The 25513-nt window shown below is 39.4% G+C and carries 21 protein-coding genes; 2 read left to right on the top strand and 19 right to left on the bottom strand.

All coding sequences use genetic code 11. From position 1 onward, the window contains the following. Nucleotides 1–61: 61 nt before the first annotated feature. The 16 genes from STRIC_RS01095 to STRIC_RS01020 all read right to left on the bottom strand — a co-directional run bounded on the left by STRIC_RS01095 (nt 62) and on the right by STRIC_RS01020 (nt 21353). The gene (locus STRIC_RS01095; RefSeq protein WP_200857359.1) at nt 62–1531 is read right to left on the bottom strand and encodes an ABC transporter ATP-binding protein; all 1470 of its coding nucleotides are present in this window, start codon (nt 1529–1531) and stop codon (nt 62–64) included. Next, the gene (locus tag STRIC_RS01090) at nt 1468–2148 is read right to left on the bottom strand and encodes an energy-coupling factor transporter transmembrane component T (RefSeq protein ID WP_008087003.1); all 681 of its coding nucleotides are present in this window, start codon (nt 2146–2148) and stop codon (nt 1468–1470) included. Before STRIC_RS01090 ends, STRIC_RS01095 begins: the two co-directional genes overlap by 64 nt. Next, nucleotides 2145–2738, bottom strand: a complete 594-nt coding sequence (locus STRIC_RS01085) for an MptD family putative ECF transporter S component (protein WP_008086912.1) — start codon at nt 2736–2738, stop codon at nt 2145–2147. The genes STRIC_RS01090 and STRIC_RS01085 overlap by 4 nt, the downstream gene beginning before the upstream one ends. Continuing rightward, nucleotides 2719–4404 carry an amino acid ABC transporter ATP-binding/permease protein gene (locus STRIC_RS01080; RefSeq protein WP_008087279.1) on the bottom strand — a complete coding sequence of 562 codons (1686 nt, stop codon included), beginning with the start codon at nt 4402–4404 and terminating at the stop codon, nt 2719–2721. Before STRIC_RS01080 ends, STRIC_RS01085 begins: the two co-directional genes overlap by 20 nt. After that, complete coding sequence (locus tag STRIC_RS01075) at nt 4397–6160, bottom strand: ABC transporter ATP-binding protein/permease (protein ID WP_008087395.1); 1764 nt, start codon at nt 6158–6160, stop codon at nt 4397–4399. Before STRIC_RS01075 ends, STRIC_RS01080 begins: the two co-directional genes overlap by 8 nt. A gap of 75 nt (nt 6161–6235) precedes the next feature. Beyond that, nucleotides 6236–7030, bottom strand: a complete 795-nt coding sequence (locus tag STRIC_RS01070; RefSeq protein WP_008087043.1) for an ABC transporter ATP-binding protein — start codon at nt 7028–7030, stop codon at nt 6236–6238. Next, nucleotides 7027–8049, bottom strand: coding sequence for a FecCD family ABC transporter permease (locus STRIC_RS01065; RefSeq protein WP_008087133.1), 1023 nt, complete (start codon nt 8047–8049; stop codon nt 7027–7029). Before STRIC_RS01065 ends, STRIC_RS01070 begins: the two co-directional genes overlap by 4 nt. Next, entirely contained in the window at nt 8050–8934 is an 885-nt protein-coding gene (gene isdE, locus STRIC_RS01060) for a heme ABC transporter substrate-binding protein IsdE (protein ID WP_008087390.1), read from the bottom strand. Continuing rightward, complete coding sequence (locus tag STRIC_RS01055; RefSeq protein WP_008087116.1) at nt 8922–11264, bottom strand: leucine-rich repeat protein; 2343 nt, start codon at nt 11262–11264, stop codon at nt 8922–8924. The genes isdE and STRIC_RS01055 overlap by 13 nt, the downstream gene beginning before the upstream one ends. 172 nt (nt 11265–11436) lie before the next feature. Further along, nucleotides 11437–12885 carry a CHAP domain-containing protein gene (locus STRIC_RS01050; protein WP_008086946.1) on the bottom strand — a complete coding sequence of 483 codons (1449 nt, stop codon included), beginning with the start codon at nt 12883–12885 and terminating at the stop codon, nt 11437–11439. A gap of 88 nt (nt 12886–12973) precedes the next feature. Continuing rightward, on the bottom strand, nt 12974–14074 hold the full coding sequence (gene alr / locus STRIC_RS01045; RefSeq protein ID WP_008087320.1) for an alanine racemase: 1101 nt from the start codon (nt 14072–14074) through the stop codon (nt 12974–12976). Further along, nucleotides 14071–14427, bottom strand: a complete 357-nt coding sequence (gene acpS / locus STRIC_RS01040; RefSeq protein ID WP_008087196.1) for a holo-ACP synthase — start codon at nt 14425–14427, stop codon at nt 14071–14073. The genes alr and acpS overlap by 4 nt, the downstream gene beginning before the upstream one ends. Nucleotides 14428–14530: 103 nt before the next feature. Then, complete coding sequence (gene secA, locus STRIC_RS01035) at nt 14531–17059, bottom strand: preprotein translocase subunit SecA (RefSeq protein ID WP_008087086.1); 2529 nt, start codon at nt 17057–17059, stop codon at nt 14531–14533. Between the two features lie 151 nt (nt 17060–17210). Then, nucleotides 17211–18155: a mannose-6-phosphate isomerase, class I gene (gene manA, locus STRIC_RS01030; protein ID WP_008087268.1), complete on the bottom strand. Its 945-nt coding sequence runs from the start codon at nt 18153–18155 to the stop codon at nt 17211–17213. 150 nt (nt 18156–18305) lie between these two features. After that, the gene (gene scrK / locus STRIC_RS01025) at nt 18306–19187 is read right to left on the bottom strand and encodes a fructokinase ScrK (protein ID WP_008086917.1); all 882 of its coding nucleotides are present in this window, start codon (nt 19185–19187) and stop codon (nt 18306–18308) included. Nucleotides 19188–19445: 258 nt separating this feature from the next. Next, complete coding sequence (locus STRIC_RS01020; RefSeq protein ID WP_008087345.1) at nt 19446–21353, bottom strand: sucrose-specific PTS transporter subunit IIBC; 1908 nt, start codon at nt 21351–21353, stop codon at nt 19446–19448. Nucleotides 21354–21519: 166 nt separating this feature from the next. Between STRIC_RS01020 and STRIC_RS01015 the strand changes: the two genes are divergently transcribed. Continuing rightward, nucleotides 21520–22956 (top strand): sucrose-6-phosphate hydrolase, encoded by a 1437-nt coding sequence (locus STRIC_RS01015; RefSeq protein ID WP_008087005.1) that lies wholly within the window; start codon nt 21520–21522, stop codon nt 22954–22956. Between the two features lie 2 nt (nt 22957–22958). Continuing rightward, the gene (locus STRIC_RS01010) at nt 22959–23924 is read left to right on the top strand and encodes a LacI family DNA-binding transcriptional regulator (RefSeq protein WP_008087174.1); all 966 of its coding nucleotides are present in this window, start codon (nt 22959–22961) and stop codon (nt 23922–23924) included. Nucleotides 23925–24059: 135 nt separating this feature from the next. Here STRIC_RS01010 and nusB read toward each other — a convergent pair whose 3' ends face one another. Genes nusB through efp form a run of 3 tightly spaced genes read right to left on the bottom strand, consistent with a single transcriptional unit; the run spans nt 24060 to nt 25503 of the window. Continuing rightward, nucleotides 24060–24518 carry a transcription antitermination factor NusB gene (gene nusB, locus STRIC_RS01005; RefSeq protein WP_008087271.1) on the bottom strand — a complete coding sequence of 153 codons (459 nt, stop codon included), beginning with the start codon at nt 24516–24518 and terminating at the stop codon, nt 24060–24062. Next, entirely contained in the window at nt 24511–24900 is a 390-nt protein-coding gene (locus tag STRIC_RS01000) for an Asp23/Gls24 family envelope stress response protein (RefSeq protein ID WP_008087354.1), read from the bottom strand. The genes nusB and STRIC_RS01000 overlap by 8 nt, the downstream gene beginning before the upstream one ends. Nucleotides 24901–24945: 45 nt before the next feature. Beyond that, nucleotides 24946–25503 carry an elongation factor P gene (gene efp, locus STRIC_RS00995; RefSeq protein ID WP_008087119.1) on the bottom strand — a complete coding sequence of 186 codons (558 nt, stop codon included), beginning with the start codon at nt 25501–25503 and terminating at the stop codon, nt 24946–24948. Nucleotides 25504–25513: the final 10 nt, after the last annotated feature.

Genomic DNA, 25513 nt, shown 5'->3' with positions numbered 1-25513 from the left:
TTGTAACTATTATACAAGAGTTTAGTCATATTTTCAGATAAAAGCTCGTTAATTTCCTAAACTAAGCTTGGGTTAGCTGATAATGCTCCAACTGATAAGAAGCGTCACAGGTTTCTGCCAATAATTCCTCATCATGCGAAATAAGAATGACTACCTTTCCTTCTTGTCTTAGTTCTTTTAATAAAGCCGCTAGGGCCTTCACTTGCAATAGGTCCAAACCACTACTTGGCTCATCAAAAATAAAGATTTCTTTATCAGATAAAAGGCCGGCCGCAATCATGACACGCTGTTGTTCACCACCCGAAAGACTGGCTGGATGGCGCTTCAGTAAGGCATCTAAGGACAATTGACTAACCACTTGTTGTGTTTGAGGGGCTTCTTTATGTCCTAAATTGATTTCTTTAGCCACAGACTCCGCAAATAATTGCAAGGTCACGTCTTGCATGACAAGACTGGTCTTTTCCAAGCGTTCTTTAGCACTTTGCTTGCTACCGTCTAGATAGATGCTTGATGCCTTGTCTTCCAAAACACCTGTCAAGTAAGCTGCTAGTTGCGATTTACCGATACCGTTAGCTCCAAGAATACCCGTGATTTGTCCTCTTTCAAAGCCCATCTCACTAATCGATAGCAAATCCTTACTTCCAGCTTTTATCTTTAACTTGTCGATAAATAGCCCACCAGCAAGTGAATCTTGTCTAGACAAAACCTTTTTATGATTTTCAAACAAAGGGCAGCTATCCATTCGCCGCAAACCATAGTTTTCACGGTCTTCCTTAGACAAGGCCTGCATATCTTTTGGCGACCAAGTGGCTTCTAATCTGCCATTATCAAAATAGAAAAAGTCATCTGCAAGATCCAGCAAGTAATGCAAGCGATGCTCTGCAATCACAATAGTTTTTCCGGACTCTTTCAGCTGTTTTAAATAGGCTCTAACTGTTTCAATGCCTTTTTTATCCAGGTTAGCAGTTGGTTCATCAAAGACCATAATGGGGCTGCCTTGCATCAATGCTGTCGCAATAGCGACGCGTTGCTTTTGGCCTCCAGACAAGGTGTGCATGTCCGCTTCTAAGAGGTCTTGAAACTGAAAGTCATTGGCTAAAGTCTCAAGTCTTTCCAAAATGCCTTTAGGGTCTAAACCTTGATTTTCACAAGGAAATACCGGCTCATGCTTAACCTCACGGTAGAAAAACTGACTAGCTGGGTTTTGAAAAACAGATGCCACTTGATTCGAAAAAGTTTCGACACTTTCTTGACCTGCCTGATAATTAGCTACTCGTAGTTTGCCTCTTAAAGTGCCGGAATAATAATCAGGAATTAAACCATTAACCAACTTCAAAAAGCTTGACTTCCCTGAGCCTGATTTGCCACAAAGCACAATAAAACGCCCGGCCTCAATCTGACAATCCGCTATTTGACAAGAAGGAGCTTGGCTATTAAGATAAGTAAACTGTAGTTCTTTAGCACTGATTAGGCTAGCATCATGTAAAGAATGGTCATTAAAGCCCATAACTGTATCCCCCAATCTTTCCATGTTAGGTTTGAGACGAAGCATTCACTGGCCTCTTTTTGGATAGCTAGTCCCTTAGTCAAACTGGCAATGGTTAATTGCTGACTGTTTCTCAACAACGATAATAACAAGGGTACCAATAGGTATTCCAGATAACGACTCGGATGAGACAGTATTTGCCACTTGGATATGAAAATGCCTCTGACTTTTAAAGAACGCTGAATAATACGACTTTCTTCTTTAATACTAGGCAAAAAGCGTATCATAACCGCAAAGGTTAATAAAATAACTTCTGGTAGCCGCCATTTTCGCAAACCATGTACTAATTCATAAACGGTAGTGGTTTTAATTAAGATTAGGGCTGCCACTAAAGAAGGGAAGATGAGTTGACCGGCTAAGGCTGCGAAAGCTACTAAGCGAAAAGCATGATAAGGCATCCTATCAAGCCCTAATAAGCTTAAGAGAACTAAGGCCAGGTAACTAGCCGCTAAAATAAGGGCTAACTGGTACTTTCTTAAGGCCGCTAAAATACCTAAAAAGACAGCCACAACCAGATAAGATAAACCGCCTTCAATACGAAAGAAAAAGCAGGCATTGGCTAATATTAACAGACATAATTTGGTACGGACATCAAGCGTCATGACAAGATTCCTGTCTTAGTAAAGTGTTTTTTCAAAAGATATTGACCAAATAAACCACCAACTAATGCTCCTAAAAGAACAGTTGCAATGAACCATGTGGCATGGCCAAAAGTGAACTCATACATAACACGGTTCACATACACCATATCCTTACCGCGCGCTAAAAGACTCTTGATATAAGCGTCCTTTAAAAACCACATCATCAGAATCGGACCACTATTCACAAAAGCAAAAATCAGATAAGATAGCATGTTCCCGAAGGTTGATTTGTATTTTCCAATCCCAGCTACAAGATCAGCTAAAAGACCAAAGACAATTGCAGGAAGTAAGGCTGCAAAAAAATGTCCCGTCAAAAAGAAGAAAATCCCCATCATCAAACCTAGTAAGGTAATAGGACCAAAAGTTTGTAATTTAGCCATTAAGAGAAAATAAACTGTTCCAGCTAATAGGGCGGCAAAGGCTGGTGCATAAAGCATATTCCCAGACTTATCAAAGAAAATACCAATTAGTGTTCCTAAACCAACACAGGTAAAATACAAAGCAGCAAATGCGCCAGTTGTCATCAAATCTTTAATTGTTAAGTGTTTCATATGGGGTTACCTCTTTTAATATGCCATTTTCTAACTCAAATACCTGATCAGCGCAGGCTAGAGTTGATGTTCGGTGTGAAATCAGAAAAACAAATCCTTTGCAGTGCTCCTTGATGAGATTAATAAGCAAGGCCTCATTTAAAGAATCCAAATTAGAAGTGGGCTCATCCAAGATATAAACATCAGCCTCTTTCAATAAAGCGCGCATTAATTCTAAACGCTGCTTTTCACCGGCTGAAAAAATATCCACCTGACTAATCAGCGTATCTAGACCCTTTTCACAAGCTAGCAAGCGCTCTTTCATACCACATGAATCTGCCAAATCTAGCAGTTTTTGGTCTGAGATATCTGTTCGTCCAAAGGTCAAGTTGTCACGCAAAGTCTGTTGGAAAATTTGGGGTGTTTGTGGCAGGTAAGCAAAGCGAGATTGCAATTTTGTAGCCTTTAGTTCTCTACTATTTTGACCACTTAAAAAAATGTCCCCTGAACTCCAATTATACCATTTCATCAGCAATTTCACCAAGGTGGATTTACCTGAGCCCGATGGGCCTTTGATGCCAATAATCCCTTTGTTTTTAAAAGCAATAGATAGGTTCTGATAAACCTCTTGATGGCTCTTTGGATAAGAAAAACTCACAGCTTCAAGTGCAATCGTTTCAACAGAGCTTAAGTCAGCTTCTCCCTGGTCTTCAACTACTACCTCATCTAATAAGGCAAAGATATTGGCAGCCGCATTCATCGCGCGTTTGAAGCCTAAAGGTAAGCGCCCTAATTCTAAAAAGGGTGAAAAAGATGCCGTAAAGGCCACAAAAGCTAGGAGACCTTTGTCATAATCCAGCCGTCCTTCTTTGATTTGAGCTAAGGCTAAGAGAGCAAAAGATAAAATAGACAAAGCCAGGATTAAAAAGGTGGTCGTCATTTGTAACCACTGAGCCTTGGCGACTTGGCGATCCAGGGCATTAACTGCCTTACTCTTACTTGATAAGAACTGAAGCTCTTGATCCATCTGCTGAAATTGCAATAAGTCTCTGACAGCTCTAAGCGTTTCTAAAAAGTGAGACACATAGCTTTGGCGCGTGTGATTTTGCTCTTTCAATAGTGGTTCTAGCTTTTTGGCAAAAGCTATTGGAATAATCACTGCCAATAAAACATAGGTAAGGGCCGCTAGGGCCGCCAAGGGCCAACTACTGCTTCCAAAATAAGTCAAAATCAAGGAGGCTGAGAAAAGAGCAGTCCCAACTGGGGCAATGGTATGAGCAAAAAAGATTTCCAAGGCTTCGATGTCCTCACCAATCATTTTTAGTAAGTGACCACTATCTTGGCTATCTAATCGTGCCGGTGACAAGGCACGTAACTTGCTAAAAATCAATTGACGAAAGACGGCTAAACTATGAAAAGCCACAAAATGCCCAAAATAATGTTCCCCATATCGAAAAATACCTCTTAAAAAAGCCAATGCGATTAAGGCATATAAATAGGTCAGCGTAATGGGTTTACCAGCAAAAGCCTGTAAGGCCAGAGCGGATAGGGTTGTTGGGATAGTGATTGTTACCAAAAATCCTAATACAGCACAGCTGATCGCTAAGCTGATCCAAGGCAAGAGTTTCTTCATCATCACAAGCAATCGCCAAACTAGCTCATGAGTTTGGTATGTCTTTTCAAGCATTTAAACTAGCCTCCAATCTGTCTTGCGTGTCAACCAAGTCTTTAAAATCTTCCTGGCTTTGATATAAGTCCTCAAAGGTTCCAACCTGAGCCACTTGCTTAGAACTTAAAAAGAGAATCTGGTCCATGTCTGTTAATCGTCTTAATTTATGGGTAATCACCAAAACAATGGCACGTTCTGCTAATAATCTTATCATGTCATAAATCAAGGTCTCATTATCAGCGTCTAAGCTTGAGGTGACTTCATCAAAAATGTAAAGGGAGCGCTGACTAAGTAATGCTCTAGCACAGATTACTTGTTGTCTTTGTCCCGGTGATAAGCGACTACCATTTTCACCGACTAGGGTGTCAATTCCTTCTTCAAAATCATGAATAAAGGTTAAGAGCTGATGCTTGTCAAGCCAGGCTAAAAGGTCTTTTTTAGAAAGGTCTTTAGCCATGCGTAAATTATCATATATAGAGCGATTTAAAAGACTAGATTGGTCAGACAGATAAAGCACTTGTTCTCTAATGGCTTCCTTTGATAGGTCCTCAATAGCCATCTCTCCCAAATGGATACTCCCTTTTTGAGCCTTATAAGTCTTCAGTAATAAATGCGCTAAACTTGTTTTTCCTTGACCGGAAATCCCTGCAAAAGCTGTCATTTGACCTTTTGTCAAAGTCAAAGAAATATCTTCTAACAGTCCCTTATCCTGATGAGAATAACTAACTTCTTGAATATTGACCTGATCAAAAGCAGGTAAAGTGCTCTGCTTAGAGTCCTTTCTAGCTTCAACACGATCTAGAAAGCCAAAAATACGATCTGCCATTTTAGTATTCATCATAACCAAATGCATACCATAACCCTGTTCACGAATCGGAGTGAAAAACTCAGTGGCAATAAGGATGAAAAAGAGCAGATTGGCATAGGATAAGTGGCCACTTGCCAAGGCCTTTACTGCCAAGAAGCCTGATACCCCTATTCCTAAATACATGACTGCATCCATATAGCCCACAGCCTGTAATTGAAAGCCCAGCAAATTCATGGTCGCTTTCCTAAAAGACTCTGCTTTAGCCACAAAAGCCTTTTCATACTTCTCATCTACCTGGTGAGCGTAGAGAGTATTGAGCCCTTTCAAATCATCCATAAATAGATTGCCAACATCCATGTAAGTAGACCAATACTGAGTCATAATGCGTTTTGAGTGTTTTTGCATAGCCACAATAGATAAGGGAATCATCGGTAAGGCCAGTAAAAAGACCAAAGCCCCCATCGGATGGATAATGAGTGCCAAGAAAAGGACGGTACTGCAATTAAACAAGGTCCTCAATGCCAAAGATAAATAGTAGGAATAATAAGTATCCAAGCTATCAATCCCTTGAGAAGCCAAGGTAAGCACGTCTGCTTCTGTAGCTTCTTGATCCACCTGCCCATCTAAAGCAATAAAAGCATCAAAAAAAGAAGCTTTTAAGGAATCACGCGCATACTGTGAGGCAATCCCTTGTAAATTTTTGGCTAAGAAAGCAAAGCCATAACCTAAAAGACTTAGCGTTAACAACTTAAGAAAGCTAGTCAAAAGTTTTAGCTCTCCTGTCATCAAAAAGCTAGCAAACTGCTCTGAAATGACATAAAAACTCAGCAAACGCATCACAAATTGCAACCAAGATAAAAAGGCCCCTAAATAAAGCAGGTGTTTCTTTGGAGCAATCCTTTCTTTTAAGCGCTTCAAAAGTAGCTTTTTCTTTTGTCGAGATATTTTTTCCTTTTCTTCTATCATAACGAAATCGTTTTATCCCTTCTTTCTATGTGTTTTCTATCATCAATAAATCAATTCTTCTATTGTAGCATATGACTATGATGTCTGCCCTAAGGTATGCATTAAATAAGGCTTACCATCAATAGTAACAAGAGGTAAGTATACCCCAAAGATAGTTTCAATAAAGGCCTCATCAATAACAGTTTCAACAGAACCTTGTCCGTAAACTTTTCCTTCTTTTAAACCAACAATGGTATCTGAAACCGCCAGGGCATGGTTAATATCGTGCAATACCATGATAATAGTCATTCCACAATCTTGATTAATCTTTTTAATCAAGGTCAAAATCTCCAGTTGGTACTTCACATCCAGATAAGTGGTTGGTTCATCTAGTATTAAAATTGGAGCTTTTTGAGCTAAGGCTCGAGCTATCCAAACTCTTTGCCTTTCTCCCCCAGATAAGTCTTGTAGACAACGATAAGCCAGATTGGCTAAGCCGGTCACCTCCAAAGCCCAGTTAATAGCATCGTCATCCTTTCCCTTATCTCTTTGAAAGAAACGCTGATAAGGGAACCGCCCCATAGCTACCATATCGTAAACGGTCATATCCGCTATAGGTTGCTGATTTTGATGAACCATGGCCACTTGCTTGGCAAACACTTTTAATCCCATATGAGAAATCGTTTTTCCTTTCAGAAAAATGTCTCCCTCTTGAGGCATTAACCCTTTACTTAAAAGTCCAAGTAAAGTTGACTTGCCACAACCATTGGCTCCTAAAATCGTTGTAATCTGCCCTTCGATAATATCAAGCGTTAGCTGATCGATGACCTTAATGCCACCATATGAAAAGCTAACTTTATCAAGGGATAAGGAAATGGTTTTAGCGGTCATATTAATCTAGCCTTTCTGAGTAGGTAAATAAAATAAGGGCCACCCACAATACTCATAAGAATGGAAGGGTTGATTTCTAATGGGTAAAAAAGACTTCTGCCCAAGGTATCTGCCAATAAGAACAAAAAGGCGCCTAACATAGCAGAAAAAGGTATCAAACAGCTATGCTTATTGCCAACTAAGAGACGACCAATATGAGGGGCAATTAAGCCTAAAAAAGCTACTAAACCCACTATGGATGTCGCCACCGAAGCTAATAAGACAGCTACCACAGAAACTAGGAGTCGTAAGAGATTAGCATCAACTCCTAAACTCCTAATCACCTTATCATCTAATAAGAGCAAGTCACAGCTTTTTGATAAGATCAAAGCTAAAGAAATGCCAATAAGAGTATATGGTAAGAGCAAGCTGACATCTGACCAGGTCTTTTGACTAATATTTCCCGAAATCAAAGCATTAATATAGGGATTATTAGACCCTGATAAGCCCGATAAAGCATTAGATAACCCTGTAAAAAGGGCATTAATGGCAATTCCTGTGAGTATGACGCGAACAGGATGAAGCCCTTCTCGCCATGACAAACCATAAATTAAGAGAAAAGACAATCCTCCTCCTAAAAAAGAAAGGATTGGCCCATGTAAGAGAAGCTGTGGCAAAAGGGTACCTGATAAGAGCACCATAAAGCTAGCACCGCTACAAACTCCAATAATTGCTGGATCTGAAATAGGGTTCTTTAAAACCGATTGAAACAAGAGACCTGAAACAGAAATAGCTTCCCCTGCCAAAAGAGCAATCAAAATCCTAGGAAACCTCAAGTCATAAACCAAAGCTACGTCTGGATGATAAGAAACAAAAAGCCCCTTAAAAAGTGTCTGGTAAGACAGAGACAGACCCCAAACTGAGATAGCATGTAACCCTAATGCAAGAAGACCCAACCCTAGAACAATGAATGCCAAGTAACTTCTTTGCTTCTTATGGCTTAACTTCTGATAGTCAAGATTCTCTTCTAAAGCTGTCATCTAGTCTCCCTTCTCATGGTCATAAAGAATTCCTGAAAGCTCTTCTAAGGCCTGCTTGTAATTAAACTTCGCACTCATGCCAAACAACTGATTATCTAAATCATAAATCTTACCTTTTTCAACCGCTTCAAAATGTTTCCAAATATCATTTTCTTCAAACTCCTTGGCAAACATGGCTTTGACTTGATCAGGTAAAGCATGAGATGTTCTTAAGATTATATCAGGCTTTTGGCTAAGCATATCCTCAGGATTAAGAGTTAAAAATTCCTTATCCTTAGAATTGTAACAGTTGTCACCTCCCGCTAAAGTTAGCAAGTTCCCAACATAAGATTGGTCTGTAGCCACCAAATAGCTACCTGGAAGTCCCATCAAAATAAGAACTTTTGGTTTCTTTTGAGGCTTGTGTTTGGCTTTAAAATCCTTATAAAAACGCTTGTAATCATCTCGTAAAGCCATGGCTTCTTTTTCACGATGAAACAATCTCCCCAAATCATCAATAGATTGGTACATGCCGTCCACACTTCTTAAATCTAAGAAACCATACTCGGTCTTAAGTTTTTGGTACTTGGGTTCTAAATCATTTTGTAAGGAATTCGGACTCAAAATCCAACTCGGTTTTAAAGAAGCAATGACTTCAATATCAGGATTCATAGGAAGCCCAACACGCTTCACCTTATCATAGCGTTTAGGCAGTTGATAGAGTTTACTATCACAAACCCCTATCAAATCTAACTTCAAACGATCACATATCTCTGTGACAGCCACAGATGTGGCCACAATGCGCTCCTCTTTTTGGCTTTCTTTTGTATCTGGGTGCTGATTGACACAGGCTACCAAAGTCAAAACAGCCATCGAGCAGAGTAAGATTTTACTTAGTCGTGCCATTTTGGTTTCTCTTCTTTTAATTTTGAAATAAGGTTATTAAATAAATTTAAAGAAGTCAGCGCTTTGTTAGCTTTGAATGCTGATTTAGGCAATGTTGTCAATTCATTTGATGATAAATTGAGAGTTGTCAACTGTGGAAACTGTTTAAAATCAAGGTTATCTAAAGTCATCAAGCGATTGTAATCCGCCGCGATATGCCCTAAATGCCCAAGCTCATTTAGTGATTTTGGAAGCTTAGTTAGTTTGTTTTCTGATAAATCAATAAAAGTCAATTGCTTAAGCGGTGCCAAAGCTTGCTCATCAATAGCTTCCAATTGGTTTTCAGATAAAGCTAAGGTTTTTAATTGTGACAAACCAGAGAAGCTACTGGCCTCAAGTCGACTCAGACGGTTTTTGGATAAATCCAGCTCATCCAAGTGATTGAGAGCACTAAAGGCTTCTGGCTCTATACTTGCCAAATAATTACTTGCTAATTGAAGTTTTGTCAACTGGCTATTATGAGCAAATAAGTCTCTGTCTAAGTTCGTCAAAAGATTACTTTGTAACTCAAGAACTTTCAGTCCTTTCATTTGACTAAAAGTATCTTTTGGAATTTGGCTAATCTGATTTCCTACCAGATAAAGTTCGCTAATATTGGTAGCATCCTTAAGAAGAGAGATATCCGTTAAATCATAGTGATCCAAGCGTAATTCACCTGTGATTTTAGCTAATTCTTCTGGTGACATTTTTCCATCACCATTTAAGTCTTTGCCTAAACTTACCAAGGCCTTTTCAAGGCGCTCTGAGCCCACCCCTTTTTCCTTATCATCAATTTCAGCTTGATAACCTGTCCAACCTTTAGTAGCCATTTGATCAAAGGTCATATCCAGTTTGGTGTATTTGTCATAATGATGCTTGTCACTTTCTTGACCACCCATGGCAGAAACCAAGACAGCACCTTTATGTAATGTTTCAAGATGATCAATAGGTAAGGTAAACTCACTTCTCACATAGGCATTATTAATGTCACGATCGCCTACTTGCTTACGAATAGCCGTTGGGAATTTTCCATCTGTTTCAACTGAAAAATCAATCAAAAATGCCCCTAATGCTGTATTTAACATGGTCAGTTCTTTGCTACCATCTTTTTTTACAACCAATTTGGCTTTTTTATCAAAAGTACCTTGTAGCATTGATGACTCTTCTGTATGCTCCTTATTAGCTGTAAAGCTTAGCGTATAAGTCCCTTCTGTTAATTTTGAAATCGCCACTTTTTCTGATTGCTGACTTGCTAACAAATCTTTAAGTAAAGCTTCGGTATCTTTCAATAAGGACAGACTATCAATGTCTTTGTAAGAATCTTTAATGACCTGTAACTTTTCAGCTAATCCTTTAACAGCTTCTTTCTTCTCTGTTTGATCAATTAGTGCTTGCGCTTTAGCCATCAGACCTTCTAGAGAAGTGAAGTCTAGCGCTTCTTTATCTGATCCTTTAGCGACCTGTGAAGGAGCTTGCTTAGAAGAGAGTATACTATACTGATTGCCTGATTTTTCAATGACTATGCTAATCGCTTCAAAATCTTTGGAAGAGATGGTAATGGTATTTTTCCCTTCCTTCAAGTCTTTGCTCGCAATATGAAGTCCTTTAAGATCTGATACCCACCCTTGTTTGTCTTTTAAGGAACCTGATGTCTTGTCCTCATAAGAGACATCGTTAACAGTAATTGTCGTAATATCATGAACTAACTTTTCAAGCATCTTATTGCTGGAGTAGCGTTCAAACTCAGGAAATAAAAGGGCTCCATCTTCATTTTCAAGCTTAGTTACCGTGAGTGAGAAGCCTTCTTCTGCGCTTTCAGTAGCTGCTTCTTGCTTTTTTTCTGAGCTCTGAGGAGCCTTGTAGGACTTAAGTGCTTGAGATGATGAAATGACCTTAGATTTTACTTCTTGAGCGTTTAAAAAGGTCACTTTTTTACCTTCTTTTTTGAAGGTCACTAAGATGTCACCATCCTTAGCATTCAAAATAGTCAGTTTATGCTCCCCATCTTGAATAGCTTTAGACTTAATTTTGACACCCTTATAATTGATATCAAAGGTACAAGGGCCGTCCAAATCTTTTTTGTATTCTTTATCATCAACCAACAGCTTGTCGATATTTTTATAATAGTCTTTGCCAGCTTGTTTGTTGGCGTAAGGACCAATATCTTCAAGGATTAGAATATCATCCTCCGCCTTAACAGAACTAACCAAATCCGAAACCACAAGATTACCTTCTGAGCTTACAGAATGAGCCGATTGCGCAAGTGCTAAAACCGATAGGGTCAGCAAGGCATATTTGTTGATACTTTTCATGGGGATAAATCAACTTTCTAACGTTTATTCCAAACGAATTAACTTTTTTATTAACTATGCTTAATCTATCATGTTAGCTACCCTTTGTCAAGATGACTTTAGGAAAAAATTCACATAATAAACAAAAAAAGAATCAACTCTATATAGAGTTGACACTTTTGTGATTGTTAATTTATTTTTTTCCAACGACGTAAGTTAATTGCTCTGCTTGTTGAGGTGTAAAGGTACGGTAAGAAACTTTTCCTAAACCAATACAATTTGATTCAGAAATCAAAATAGAACCATCTTTTCTGACTTCTTCAACGATTGACACGTGTCCGTATGTTGCGTCCGCACCTGCTTGCCCTGGAGCAAAGGAAATAGCATAGCCTACTTTTGGTGTCTTAGACAAGCGGAAACCAGCTTTGTATTTCCAGTCACCACCATTACCCATAAAGGCATCGAATTGATATCCGAGCTCTTTAGCACGGTTGTATACGTACCAAGTGCATTGTCCCCAAGCGTAGCTAGTAGCTTGATAGCTCAAGACATCATAGCTTTTAGAAATTTGATAACCGACTGGTACATTTTCAAAACTTGAAGAAGATTGAATTTTCAATTCTGCAGGAATAGCTGGGGTTCCACCGTGTTGGTCAATCCAAGTATCGACAGCTTCCATGATTTGAGCACGGCGTTTACCAGAACCGCTAGTATCAGTGAAATACAGACCACCGTCACTAGCAAAATTCAATAAGCCTTTTGCAAATTTAGAAGCTTTATGATCTTGTAACGCAAAATCCGTATTTTTATTTTTGATGATTGTTTCTTGAGTCATTCTGACAATAGCAATATCATCGTTATACTGACTTGCTTGATTAGGGTTAAGGTCAAAAGCAGCATAACCAAACATATTGGCACCTAAAAGCCTTGCTACACCTTGGGTTCCTAATGAGCTCTCTGTCATCGAAATAGCAATAATAGCACGAACGTCAAGTCCACTCATCTTTTCCCACTTCAGTAATTTAGCGCCATTGATTCGTTTGCTATCATACTGAATGCCCGTAGACTTCAAAAAGCCATCAAGCTGCTCTGCTTTAATCCCATAACGTCGAGATAAAAGATTATGCGTATAAGCATCTTTACCACTCCAGTGATCCACATACGCCGCATAAGTATTAACAGATGGAATGTTAGGCATTTCTAAAGGTTCATCTGAAACTGATGGCATAAAAGGAACAAGTGGAGCACTTGCTTGCGGAGTTGCTTTTTCTGGGCTTGGTTGTGGACTTGGTTCAAGAGGTGATTTTACTTCCGGTGCTTCAGGCTTTGTTTGATCTGAAGGAAGTTCTGTTTGACTTGTGTCACTCCCTTGCTTTTTATCATCAGCTTCTTTTGACGTATCGCTTGGGCTTGAACTAGAAGGCGATTCTGGACTTGTCGCATCTTCTGTTTCAAGGCCTGTGTCAACATCATCCATTACCTCAGCTTGGTCTGATTCTTCTATAGAAGAATCATCTTCAGATAAGGACTTTGTGTGGTTGACATCAAGCAAACTATCTTGAGCAAACACCCTTACATTTCCCATACTTGGGGCTAGAAGAGCCATTACCATGGCCATTCTTAATAATTTGGTTTTTTTCATTTAATGATTGGTTGCTTCTTTCTAGTATTCTACCCCACATTATAGCACTAATATGAATTAAAAAGCAAGGATTTTTTGTCATTTTTCTTTAATATTCTCTAGGGATACGGTCACTCAATAAACAAAGCACTTCATAATTGATAGTTTTCTTATAGTTAGCAATATCTGTTGCACTGATTTTTTGGTTACCTCGCTGCCCTATTAAGGTCACTTTTGTCCCTATAGGAAAGGCTTTAGGCAGTCTAATCGTAACCTGATCCATGGAAACACGACCAACAATTTCGCACCACTCTTTTTCTACCAACACCTTAAAACCTTGTAAATCTCTGGTCCAACCATCAGCATAGCCAATTGGTAAGGTTCCGATATACTCCTTTTCGTGAGCACAATAAGTAGCACCGTAGCCAACCGTTTGACCTTTGTCAATCGCTTTGACATGAACTAAAATGGTTTCTAAACTTAAGGCCTCTTGTAAGGGATATGGCAGTGCCAAGTCTTCTCCGCTAGGATTTAGACCATAAATGGCAATTCCTAAACGAACGGCATTAAAGATACTTTCTTGGTGCCATAAGCTGGCTGCCGAATTACTAGCATGGACAAGTGCTGGACGGTAAGCTAAGTTTGCCACTAAGTCTTTAAAATAATTTAACTGTTGGTTAAATTTATGGTCATCAGACTCATCTGCTGTCGCAAAATGTGTGAAAATGCCATCCACTTTGACGCCATGCTTTTGTAAAACCGAGATAAGAGCATCAGCTTCTTGAACTGTCCTAACACCAATACGTCCCATTCCAGAATCCACTTTGAGGTGGACATGGAGCTGAGACATGTCTAGCTTTTGACTCAAAGCCATTTCTAACCACTCAAGACTAGCTACCGTAATGGTTATCTTTTCTTGGATAACCAAAGGCAGATCTGTTGCTAAAATAACTCCTAAAATAAGAATATCTTTGTCAATACCTGCTTGACGCAATTCTAGGGCTTCATCTAAATTGGAAACGCAGTAAGCATCAACTTGCTGGTCGATGGCTTTTGCCACCCTAATAGCTCCGTGACCATAAGCATTAGCCTTTACCACAGCATAAACTTTACTCGATTGAGGAATATGACGCTTAACCTTTTCAATATTTTCTGAAATAGCTTTTAAATTAACCCTTGCAAGGGTTGGTCGATGTGTACTTGATATCATTTGTCAGCCTCCAAAATAACACTGGCTTGAACATAGTCGCCACTATGAGAAATGCTAATAAAACTCTTTCCTTCAAAAGGAGATTTGGTAATAAAAGGTCTACCTCTCTGGTCATTTAGAATCTCAATATCCTGAAAGGTCAACTTTCCTATTCCCGTGCCCATTGCTTTAGCAAAGGCTTCTTTACCAGACCAACGACCTGCTAGATAGGTCATTTGACGTTTTGGAGGAAAGCTTTGAAAAATGCTAAGCTCCTGATCCGTTAAGATTTTTCGAGCGAATCGAGGATTTCTGTGATAGGCTTTTGCTACTGCAGTGATTTCTTGCAAATCTATACCATGTCCAACAATCATTTTATTCCTTACTAGCTTTCTTTTTCTCTGAAAAAGAGAAGCTGAGATTAGCTCCCAGCTCCTTTTGATTCCATATCATCATTCCCTAAAAGGGGACCTGGTCTTAAAAAGCTTTACGACCGTGACAATTTTTAAATTTCTTTCCACAACCACATGGACATGGAGCATTACGTTCCACATTTGAATAATCAAGGGATGGGTCTAAATCATCTCTCATGCTTTGTGATGGGATGTTTTGGACAGCTGTTGTTGTCGCGTGTGGAGTAGTACGCTCACGCTCTTGTTCATGAATCTGTGCTTTCATCATGGTACGCGTCACATCAAACTCAATTGCCCCAATCATATCTTGGAACATCTTGAAGCCTTCTGATTGATACTCTACAACAGGATTATTTTGTGCATAACCACGTAAACCAACTGCGTTACGTAATTGATCCAAAGCATCAATATGCTCTGTCCACTTGTTATCCACAATCATCAAAATTAAGACTTTTTGGAATTCAATAATAGCATTTTGATCACGTAATTTAGATAACTGGCTATCATAGATATCTATGGCTCTTTGATAGAGTTTTTCTTTGATTTGTTCGTCTTTAAGTCCTTGGAGTTCTTTGGCACTGATAGTCTCTTCTGGAACAAGATTAGTTCTAGCAAAAGCGACAATCGCATCAAGAGCATCTTTACGATTGCTACGTGCGTGAGCATCTACAGCACGACTGATTGTTCGTTTAATCATTGATTTGATTTCAGGACCCAAATCACGATTAGCTATAATCACATCACGGCGGTTAGCATAGATAATTTCACGTTGCTCGCGCATCACATCATCGTACTGCAAGACTTGCTTACGGGTATCGTAGTTATTTCCTTCAACACGTTTTTGAGCTGACTCCACTTGGCGAGATAGCATACCTGATTTGATAACCGTGTCTTCTTCATTCATTTTCATGCGTTCTAAGAAGGCCTTGATACGGTCTGAACCAAAGCGTCTCATCAAGTCATCTTCTAGAGAAAGGTAAAATTGTGATTCACCTGGATCACCTTGACGACCTGAACGTCCACGAAGCTGATTATCAATACGGCGACTCTCATGACGCTCTGTACCAATTACACAAAGTCCACCTAGTTCACGAACCCCTTCACCAAGTTTGATATCGGTACCACGACCGGCCATGTTGGTTGCAATGGTAACGGCACCACGTTGACCCGCGTTCATAATGATTTGAGCCTCTTTGAAGTGGTTTTTAGCATTCAAGACTTCATGAGGAATGCCTGCTTCAACTAATTTTTGGGAAATAAGGTCACTGGTCTCAACAGCTACAGTACCTACAAGAATCGGCTGTCCTTTTTCGTGACGTTCTTTAACATCTGCCACTACCGCTTTAAATTTCGAATCAAGTGTGGGGTAAAGAAGATCAGTGTTATCTAAACGTGCAATAGGACGGTTGGTCGGAATTGGAATAATGCGCATGTTGTAAACTTCGCGAAATTCCTCTTCTTCTGTCTTGGCTGTCCCTGTCATACCTGCCAATTTTTTGTACATACGGAACATATTTTGGTAGGTAATTGAGGCGCTTGTCTTAGACTCTTCTTGGATACGAACGCCCTCTTTGGCTTCAATAGCCTGGTGTAGACCGTCTGAGAAGCGGCGACCTTCCATGGTACGTCCTGTAAACTGGTCAACAATAAGGATTTCACCATCTTCACTAACCACATAGTCAATATCCAAAAGCATGATATAGTTAGCACGAAGCGCATTATCTACGAAGTGCGTAAGAGCTACATTTTCGATATCATAAAGATTTTTAAGATTGAAGTAACTTTCTGCTTTATCAATACCAGAGTCTGTCAGACTAATAGTCTTAGTTGGCACATCAATAACAGAGTCAACTGATGACAAGGTCTTCACAAACATATCCGCACGAACGTATAATTGGTTAGTCTCTGAGCTAACGGTACCAGATACAATCAAAGGCGTTCTTGCCTCATCAATCAAGACAGAGTCTACTTCATCGACAAGAGCAAAGTTCAAAGGACGTTGCACCATGTCTTCTTGACGAACAACCATGTTGTCACGCAAATAGTCAAAACCGACCTCTGAGTTGGTTGAATAAGTGATATCACATTGGTAGGCTTCGCGTTTTTCAGCTGAAGTTTTAGCGGCTAAGTTAATCCCCACTGAAAGACCTAACCAGCTATAAACTTCACCCATTTCAGTCGCATCACGGGTAGATAGGTATTCGTTAACGGTAATAACATGAACCCCTTCTCCTGCTAAAGCATTCAGGTAAACAGGCATAGTAGCTGTCAAGGTTTTTCCTTCACCGGTACGCATCTCCGGTACGTCACCGTTATGAAGAACAACTCCCCCCATGATCTGAACACGATATGGGTAAAGTCCTAAGACACGTCTAGCAGCTTCACGGACAACCGCAAAAGCTTCTGGAAGCAATTGATCAAGGGTTTCACCATTTTGGTAACGTTCTTTAAATTCAGGGGTTTTGGCTTGTAATTCTTTATCTGATAGAGCCTCCATTTGGTCTGTGTAGGACTCTACTTTTTTTGCAATTTTTTCTAATTTTCTTAATTCGCCTTTGTCATTTTCAATGACTTTGCGTAGAATATTGGTCATTCTCTTTCCTTTCGCTCGTCTAATCAGTTCATTCTAACATAAATAGGCTTTCAGTTCAAGAATTGATGATAAGTTATCAGTGAAAAAAAGGTAGTATCAATAAAAACCACCTTTTTTGGACTCTCATTATAAATTAATGTTATTGCAATTTTTAATTGGGATGGCTGACAATGAATTCCATTTGTCCATCTAATTGCCATGATTTGACATCATTTGGCAAGATAAAATGCATACCTTTATTTAAGTCATAAGCCTCTTGATCCACAAAAAGCTTCCCTTGTCCTTCGAGGACGCTGACCAAAAGATATGGAGCTGTTTGTCTCATCTCAACCAATTGACTAACCTTCCATTTGTAAACGGTAAAGAAAGGATTTGAAACCAAACAAGTAGTGACGAACTGATCAATATAAAGGGTTGCTGGAACGCTATTTTCAGGCTCACCAATCCTTAAGACATCAATCGATTTGTCAATATGTAATTCTCTTAACTCCCCTTTGGCATCTTTACGATCAAAATCATAAACACGATAGGTAGTATCAGATGACTGTTGCGTCTCTAAAATCAAAATACCTTTTCCTATAGCATGCATGGTGCCACTAGGAACATAGAAAAAGTCACCAGCTTTAACTGGGACACGTGTCAATAGATTATCCCAATCACCTGCTTCAATCATCTGCTTCAACTCTTCTTTAGATTTAGCATGATGACCATAAATGATCTCTGCCCCTTCTTCTGCAGCAATCACATACCAGCACTCAGTTTTTCCAAGCTCACCCTCATGAGCCATGCCGTAAGCATCATCTGGATGAACTTGTACACTAAGCCAATCATTAGCGTCTAAAATCTTGGTCAGAAGTGGAAATACAGCTTCCTTAGGATTGCCAAACAAATCTGGTCTTTGGGCATATAAGTTATCTAAAGTTTCCCCTTTAAAGCGACCTTGACTGATGGTTGATACCCCATTGGGATGAGCAGAAATTGCCCAGTATTCACCTGTTGTTTCTGAAGGAATTTGGTAACCAAATTGATCTCTTAATTGAGTTCCTCCCCAAATTTTATCGTGCATACAAGACTCTAGAAATAACAGTTCTGACATAATACTTCCTCAATTCTTTTTATGACTTCTTTCTTAGTTATTATAGCATTTTCTAGTATTTTTGAAATAGTTGGACTGTGTACCTATTAGACCCAATAATATAATGAGTGATAAACCACCTTTAGCTTTAATCTAAAGGTTGCTTCCTTATTAGGTTTCTGATACTTGCTTAGCCAAGGCAAAATTACCTATTGTAGCAGAGCCATTGTCAGCAATAGCTGGTGTCACAATATAGTCTTTTAAATCTGGAACAGGCAGATAGCCATTTAATAATTGCCTAAAGCAATCATGAACTCTTTTCACCATATGCTCTTGTGCCATGACACCGCCACCAAAAACAATGACTTGTGGGCGATACAGCATGGTGGCTTGTAAAGCAGCTTGAGCGATGTAAAAGGCTTGGGTATCCCAGACTTGATCATCTGCTTCTAATAATTCCCCTTTAATACCAGTACGTGCTTCTAAGCTAGGTCCAGCCGCCATTCCTTCTAGACAACCCTTGTGAAAAGGACAAACACCTTGAAAATCTGCCTGCAAATCCGACGGGTGCGACTTCACATAGGTGTGACCAGCTTCAGTATCCCCTATTCCACCGATAAAGCGACCGTCTTGTATGGCTCCTGCACCAATTCCTGTTCCAATGATGTAATAAACCAGACTCTTTGTTCCTGGGCGTGCAATAGCTTCGCCGTAAGCTGAACTATTGACATCTGTGGTGATATAAAAGGGAATATCAAAGGCAGCTGAAAGCTTTCCTAATAAATCCACATTAGCCCAATAAGGCTTTGGAGTTGTTGTGATATAACCATAAGTACTTGACTCTGGATCAATATCAATAGGACCAAATGACCCAATCGCTATCCCAGCCAATTGCTCTTCAAAAGTTTTAAAATAAGCAATTGTTCTGTCAATGGTTTCTTCAGGTTTTGTCGTCGGAAATTGTATTTTATCGACAATTTCAAATTCCTGATTGCCTACTGCACAAACAAATTTTGTTCCACCAGCCTCGATACTTCCAAATAATTTTCCCATTTTTTCTCCTATTAACGCGTCTCTGATGACCTGTCCCTTTTAAATTAGATATGAAAGTTAACTTGACCTAAAAGGTCATAACTCGTTTTATCCAGTATATCAAGTTAATTGTTCAAAAAACAAGGCACAAAGTATAGTTAAAATAACACAAACTTTAGTAATCTTTACCTCGAGCTCAAAAAGGCTTTCCAGAACTCCTTGACTTTTTGATTCATCCTTTTCAAAGTGCTAAAAGCTGGACTAGGTCCAGCTTTTCTGTTAGTTCTTGTCTAAAGTCATAAGGACTTGTCCTACTCTAATATGCTCATCACTAGTCTTGTGACACTTGTGATATTGAGAGTTATTTGTCACTATCAACATCGTTGTTAACTCAAGTTTTGCCTTTTCAATTTTATTAATATCAAATGTTCCCAAGACCTGTCCTTTTTGTACTCTCTGTCCTTTTGTCACTAAAGCCTTAAAAGCATCACCAGCCATAGACACCGTATCTATACCGATGTGAATTAGCAATTCTATCCCACTATCTGCTTGCAATCCATAGGCATGACCTGTCTCAAAGACCACTGTCACTTGACCATCAAAAGGAGCATATACCGTATTCCCTTCTGGTTTAATAGCCATGCCTTGACCCATAGCGCCTGATGCAAATACAGGATCAGAGACTGATTCTAAAGGAACCACAAATCCATCAAGAGGACTAAGAACCTCTTCTTGAGAAGGCTTAGCAGAAATAATAGGTGCTTCTTCGACATCAACCAAGGCTTCTTCTACAAATACCTTTGCTGCCTTAGTTTTACCATAGAGCAGGGTCAAACCAAAAGCAATCGCAAAAGCTATTAATTGAGCCACAACATACATGGGAATGCTGCTAGCTTTTATAGATAAAAATCCGATAAAGCCAGCTGCACCTAAAGACACTGCAATAACTTTCATCAATCCCGCGAATGCTGCACCAACTGCTGAACCAATCAAAGCGCAAAAGAAGGGGAAGCGGTATTTTAAGTTAACCCCAAAAAGAGCTGGCTCAGTAATTCCTAAGAAAGCAGACACTGCAGCTGAACCGGATAATCCCTTTGTCTTAGCCTTCTTAGTTAAAAAATAGATAGCTAAGGTAGCTGCACCTTGAGCCACATTTGCCATGGAGGCTACTACAAAAATATAGCCTCCAACTCCAGTTCCGTTTTGATTATATGCTGAGAGCAACTGGGTTTCAATAGCAGGGAAAGATTGATGCAAACCTGTCATCACAATCAGCGAATAAGTCCCACCAAAGATGCCCATTCCTAAGGGACCAGTTGTGTTATATAACCACACAATGGCATTAGTGATGCTATCAGAGACCATCATCATAATAGGACCTATAGCCGCAAAAGTCAAGAAGCCTGTGATTAATAAAGATAATAAAGGAGTAAAGGTAAAGTCAATCGAAGACGGTAATTTTTTATGAAAGAAATTCTCAAGTAATGATAAGACCCAGACAGAAACCAAGACTGGAATCACTTGGTAAAAATAGTTGGCTTGCGCAATTTGTAAACCAAAGAGCTTCCATGTAGTCAAGTCAGCGGGATTAGCTGCTGTCATAATCATCCCAAGAGCAGCTCCTAGGCAAGGATTGGCTCCAAAACGCTTAGAAGCAGAAAACCCAACCAATATTGGCAAAAACATAAAGGGAGCCGCAGACATGAATTGAATCATTTCTGATAGTCCCTTAATCGTTGGGAATTGTTGCTCTAATGATAAGGGTCCAAACAAATCTGGTGAGGTCAAAAAATTACGTAAGGCCATTAAAAGACCACCGGCTACCAAAGCTGAAATAATCGGTACAAAAATATCAGAAAGCAATCGCATTAAAGCCATTAAGGGATTAAAGTGCTGGCCTTCTTGGCTGATTTTTTTCAAATCATCCTTTTGAGCGTCTTTGAGACCCGTCTCTTTGATTAATTCAGCATAGACAAAATTAACATCTCCCGGTCCAATAATGATCTGATACTGTCCATTTGATCGAAAAGTTCCCTTGATATCAGGATCACTATCCAAAGTTTTTTGATCGATAGCTTTATCGTCTTTTAAGACCAATCTCAGACGGGTAGCGCAATGAGCAGCTGCTACAATATTCTCCCGACCGATAGCATTCACAATTACTTGTGCTACTTTTTTATAATCCATAAGATCTCCTTACCTTTTTAAGCATGTCTTTGACAAGTTACCTACATTTTAACACGATTCCATTTTATGTCAATCGTTTGATATAAAATTATTTTAAAAACATAAAAAACTTGATTTATCAAAGGAAAACGTTTATCATATACTTTAAAGATAAAGGAGAAACAATATGGAATTACCAAGAGAAGTTCGCTACCGTCCCTACCAAGACTGGACTAAAGAAGAGCTTAAAAACATAGAAAACAGAGTCAACCAATCTCCTTGGCGCTGCCACTATCATATCGAAGCCAGAACTGGCTTACTAAATGATCCTAATGGCTTTTCTTACTTCAACGGGCAATTCCATCTTTTTTATCAGCATTGGCCCTTTGGTCCGGCACATGGACTCAAAGAATGGGTACACACCTATTCTACTGATTTGGTGCACTTTACCGAGAGTCAGACACGACTCCTTCCTGATAGTCCTTTGGATAGCCACGGGGCATACTCTGGATCAGCTTACCCTATCAAAGACCAGTTGTTCTTATTTTATACCGGAAATGTCCGTGATAAAGACTGGAATCGGCAAGCCTTTCAATTAGGAGCCTGGATGTCAAAGGAAGGAAAGATTCAAAAACTTCCTCAAGCCTTAATTAAGCAACCAAAAGATGTGACCGATCACTTTCGTGACCCTCAATTTTTTTGCTACAAGGAAGAATTTTATGCCCTTATTGGTGCCCAAAATAAAGAAGGACAAGGTCTTATTAAACTGTATAAAGCCATCAATAACGATGTTACCAACTGGCAATTACTGGGCGATTTAGATATTGGTGAATGGCAAGGGCAGTACATGGTGGAATGCCCACATTTAGTTTTTATTGACGATAAACCTGTATTAATCTCTAGCCCCCAGGGTCTGGACCGTTCCGAACTTCATTATGACAATATTTACCCCAATACTTATCAAGTCTTTGACCATTTTGATCCCAAAGAAGCTCGCTTGGTAGGAGGCCAGCCGATTCAAAATCTTGATTTTGGATTTGAGACTTATGCTACTCAAGCTTTTAACAGTCCAGATAGTCGCGTCTTAGCTGTCTCCTGGGTCGGCTTGCCCGATATTAATTATCCAACCGATCGCTACGACTACCAAGGAGCCCTCAGCTTGGTTAAAGAACTCAGTCTCAAAAATGGACAACTCTATCAATTCCCTGTCGATAATTTAAAAAAGCTGAGGCAAGAAGCTCAAGTTTTTCAGTCTCTCGATAAGAGCTCCAATACATATGAGTTGGTTTTAGATATTTCCGCTGATCAAAAAGCACAAATACAACTCTTTGCGAATCAGCATAGCGGACTACTTTTGACAGTAGATACCCAAAAGGGATATATGGAGATTGATCGCAGCAAGGCTGGACAGCCTTACGCTCAAGCTTTTGGACAACAGCGCTCTTGCCAAATTCCTCAAGAGCATGTTACACTTAATATCTACGTTGACAAGGCACTTGTGGAAATTTTCGTCAATCAGGGTCAACGGGTCTTGACTAGTCGTGTCTTTCCAGACGCTAATCAAACCGGTATTAAGCATTTAGTTGGGCAAGTGACTGGGCACTACTATGAAATGAGGTATTAAAGGTGGTCGCAAAATTAACAGATGTGGCGGCATTAGCTGGTGTCAGCCCTACCACTGTTTCTCGAGTCATTAATAAAAAAGGCTATCTATCCCAAAAAACGGTGGATAAGGTAACTAAGGCCATGCGTGACTTAGGTTATAAGCCTAATAACCTAGCGCGAAGCCTACAAGGCAAATCAGCACAGCTGATAGGTTTGATATTTCCAAATATCAGCAACGTCTTTTATGCCGAACTTATTGAGCACTTGGAAATCGAATTGTTCAACCACGGTTATAAGAGCATTATTTGTAATAGTGAGAATAAACCAGAGAAGGAACGAGATTATCTCGAAATGCTGGCCGCCAATCAAGTCGATGGCATTATTTCTTCTAGTCACAATCTGGGCATTAATGACTATGAACGCGTTGAAGCTCCTATCGTTGCTTTCGATCGCAATTTAGCGCCTAATATTCCTATCGTTTCATCAGATAATTTTGAAGGAGGGCGACTAGCCGCCAAAACGCTTCAAAAACATGGCTGCCAAAGCATTCTCATGATTACAGGCAATGACCATTCAGATTCTCCAACAGGATTGCGACAGTTAGGTTTTAATTACCAACTTCAAAAAAAAGCTGACATCGTTAAACTACCTAAAGAGCTGTCTACCATCCGACGTGAAATAGAAATCAAATCAATTTTGGCAACTCAAAATCCCGATGGCATCTTTGCTTCAGATGATTTAACAGCTATTTTGATTATGAAAATTGCTAAAGACATGCAACTCCGCATCCCAGAGGATCTTAAAATCATCGGCTATGATGGGACTACTTTCACCGAAAACTACTTCCCGCAACTAACTACCATCAAACAACCTATTGACGAAATCGCAAAACTCTGCGTTGAGGTTCTCCTCAAAAAAATCAACGGTCAAAAAACAAGTAAAGATTATATCTTACCCATCCGACTTCTACCAGGAAGCAGCCTTTAAAGCCACACGTAACTCCGTTCTTCTAAAACATGCTCTTTGCCTTGCCATATAGACATCCACTTGATTTGTAAACAAGAATTGCAAAGAACTTTCTCAAATCAAAAAACCCACTTCCAAAGGAAGTGAGTTTTTTTGTTATTCTTTTTTTTCTTGAACAGGCTCTTCAGTTGAGACAAACTGACTCAACAAACCGTTAATAAACTTGGCTGAACGGTCATCTGAATATTTTTTAGCAATTTCAATGATTTCATTCAAAGCCACACGGTCCGGTGTTTCATTAAAATATTTAATTTCAAAAAGTCCCAATCGTAGCATGGTCTTATCTGACACAGTCAAACGATCCAATGTCCAGCCCACTTTGAGGTTATTGGTAATTAACTCATCTAGTTCTGTTTGATGAGCAATAACCCCATTAACAAGATTTAATAGAAAGACAGGAACTTCAAGAGGTTGCTCTTGCCCTTCTCTAGCTTTATCATAGTCGTAGGCGAATTGAGAGGCCGTCAGAAATTCACCACCCATTTCCATATTAAAGAGCGCTTGAAAGGCACGTTCACGTAGATCTCTTCTCGAGTTTTGAAAACTTTTAGTCATCCAAAAAATCCTCATCAAAAAGTGATTTCATTTCTGGTTTTGGTGTTTTCTCAGGAACAATTCCTTCAACATGAATATTAACAGAAGAAATAAGGACCTCTGCCATATCATAAACCGCTGACTTGACCGCTTTTTGAATAGCAATAGCTACCGCTGGCACCTTTACCCCATATTGCAAGTAAACATAGATATCAGCTTTAACATCACCTGCTTCGTCTGTTTGGAGATAAACCCCTTTGCCAAGACTAGCTTTGTTAAAACTGTCTGCCATTTTTTTATTATGAAGTGAGTGAACGCCATCAACCTGAGTTGTTGCAATCCCTGTAATCACTTCAAGTACTCGTGGTGAAATAACAATTTCCCCAATATTTTCAGTTGTCATAGCATTTCCTTTCTTTCCCCTAGACTAATCAATTATAATGACGAATTAGGCACGAGAAACGTAAGTACCTTCAGCAGTATTGATAACGAGTTTTTGACCTGCTTCGATAAAGTCTGGAACGTTAACAACAAGACCTGTTTCCATAGTTGCTGGCTTACCTGAACCAGTCACTGTTGCTCCTTTAATAGAAGGTTGTGTTTCAGCTACTGTCAATTCAACGGTTGTTGGAACAGTCACACCGATAACTTCACTTCCATAAAATTGGATTTTAACATCAGAGTTTTCAAGAATGTACAACAATTCTTGCTCAACATTGGCAACTGGAATTTCATACTGATCGTAAGTATCTGTATTCATGAAGTAAGCTGTATCATCCATTTTGTATAGGTATTGAGCTGGAACTGTTTCAATGATCGCTTGTTCAAATTTTTCATCTGGGCGGTAAGTTGTATCAAAAGTTGATCCTGTACGCACGTCACGTAGTTTCATACGCATGATAGTGTTTCCTTTACCAGGTTTATGGTGACTCGCTTCAAGAACACGGATTAATTTTCCTTCTGATTCAAATGTCATACCTGCTTTAAGCTTACTTGCTTCAATCATTATTATTACC

It is taken from the genome of Streptococcus ictaluri 707-05 (assembly GCF_000188015.2).
In the GTDB taxonomy this organism is placed as follows: domain Bacteria; phylum Bacillota; class Bacilli; order Lactobacillales; family Streptococcaceae; genus Streptococcus; species Streptococcus ictaluri.
The sequence above is the reverse complement of the archived record's forward strand: the minus strand, read 5'-3'. Positions and strand labels throughout refer to the sequence as shown.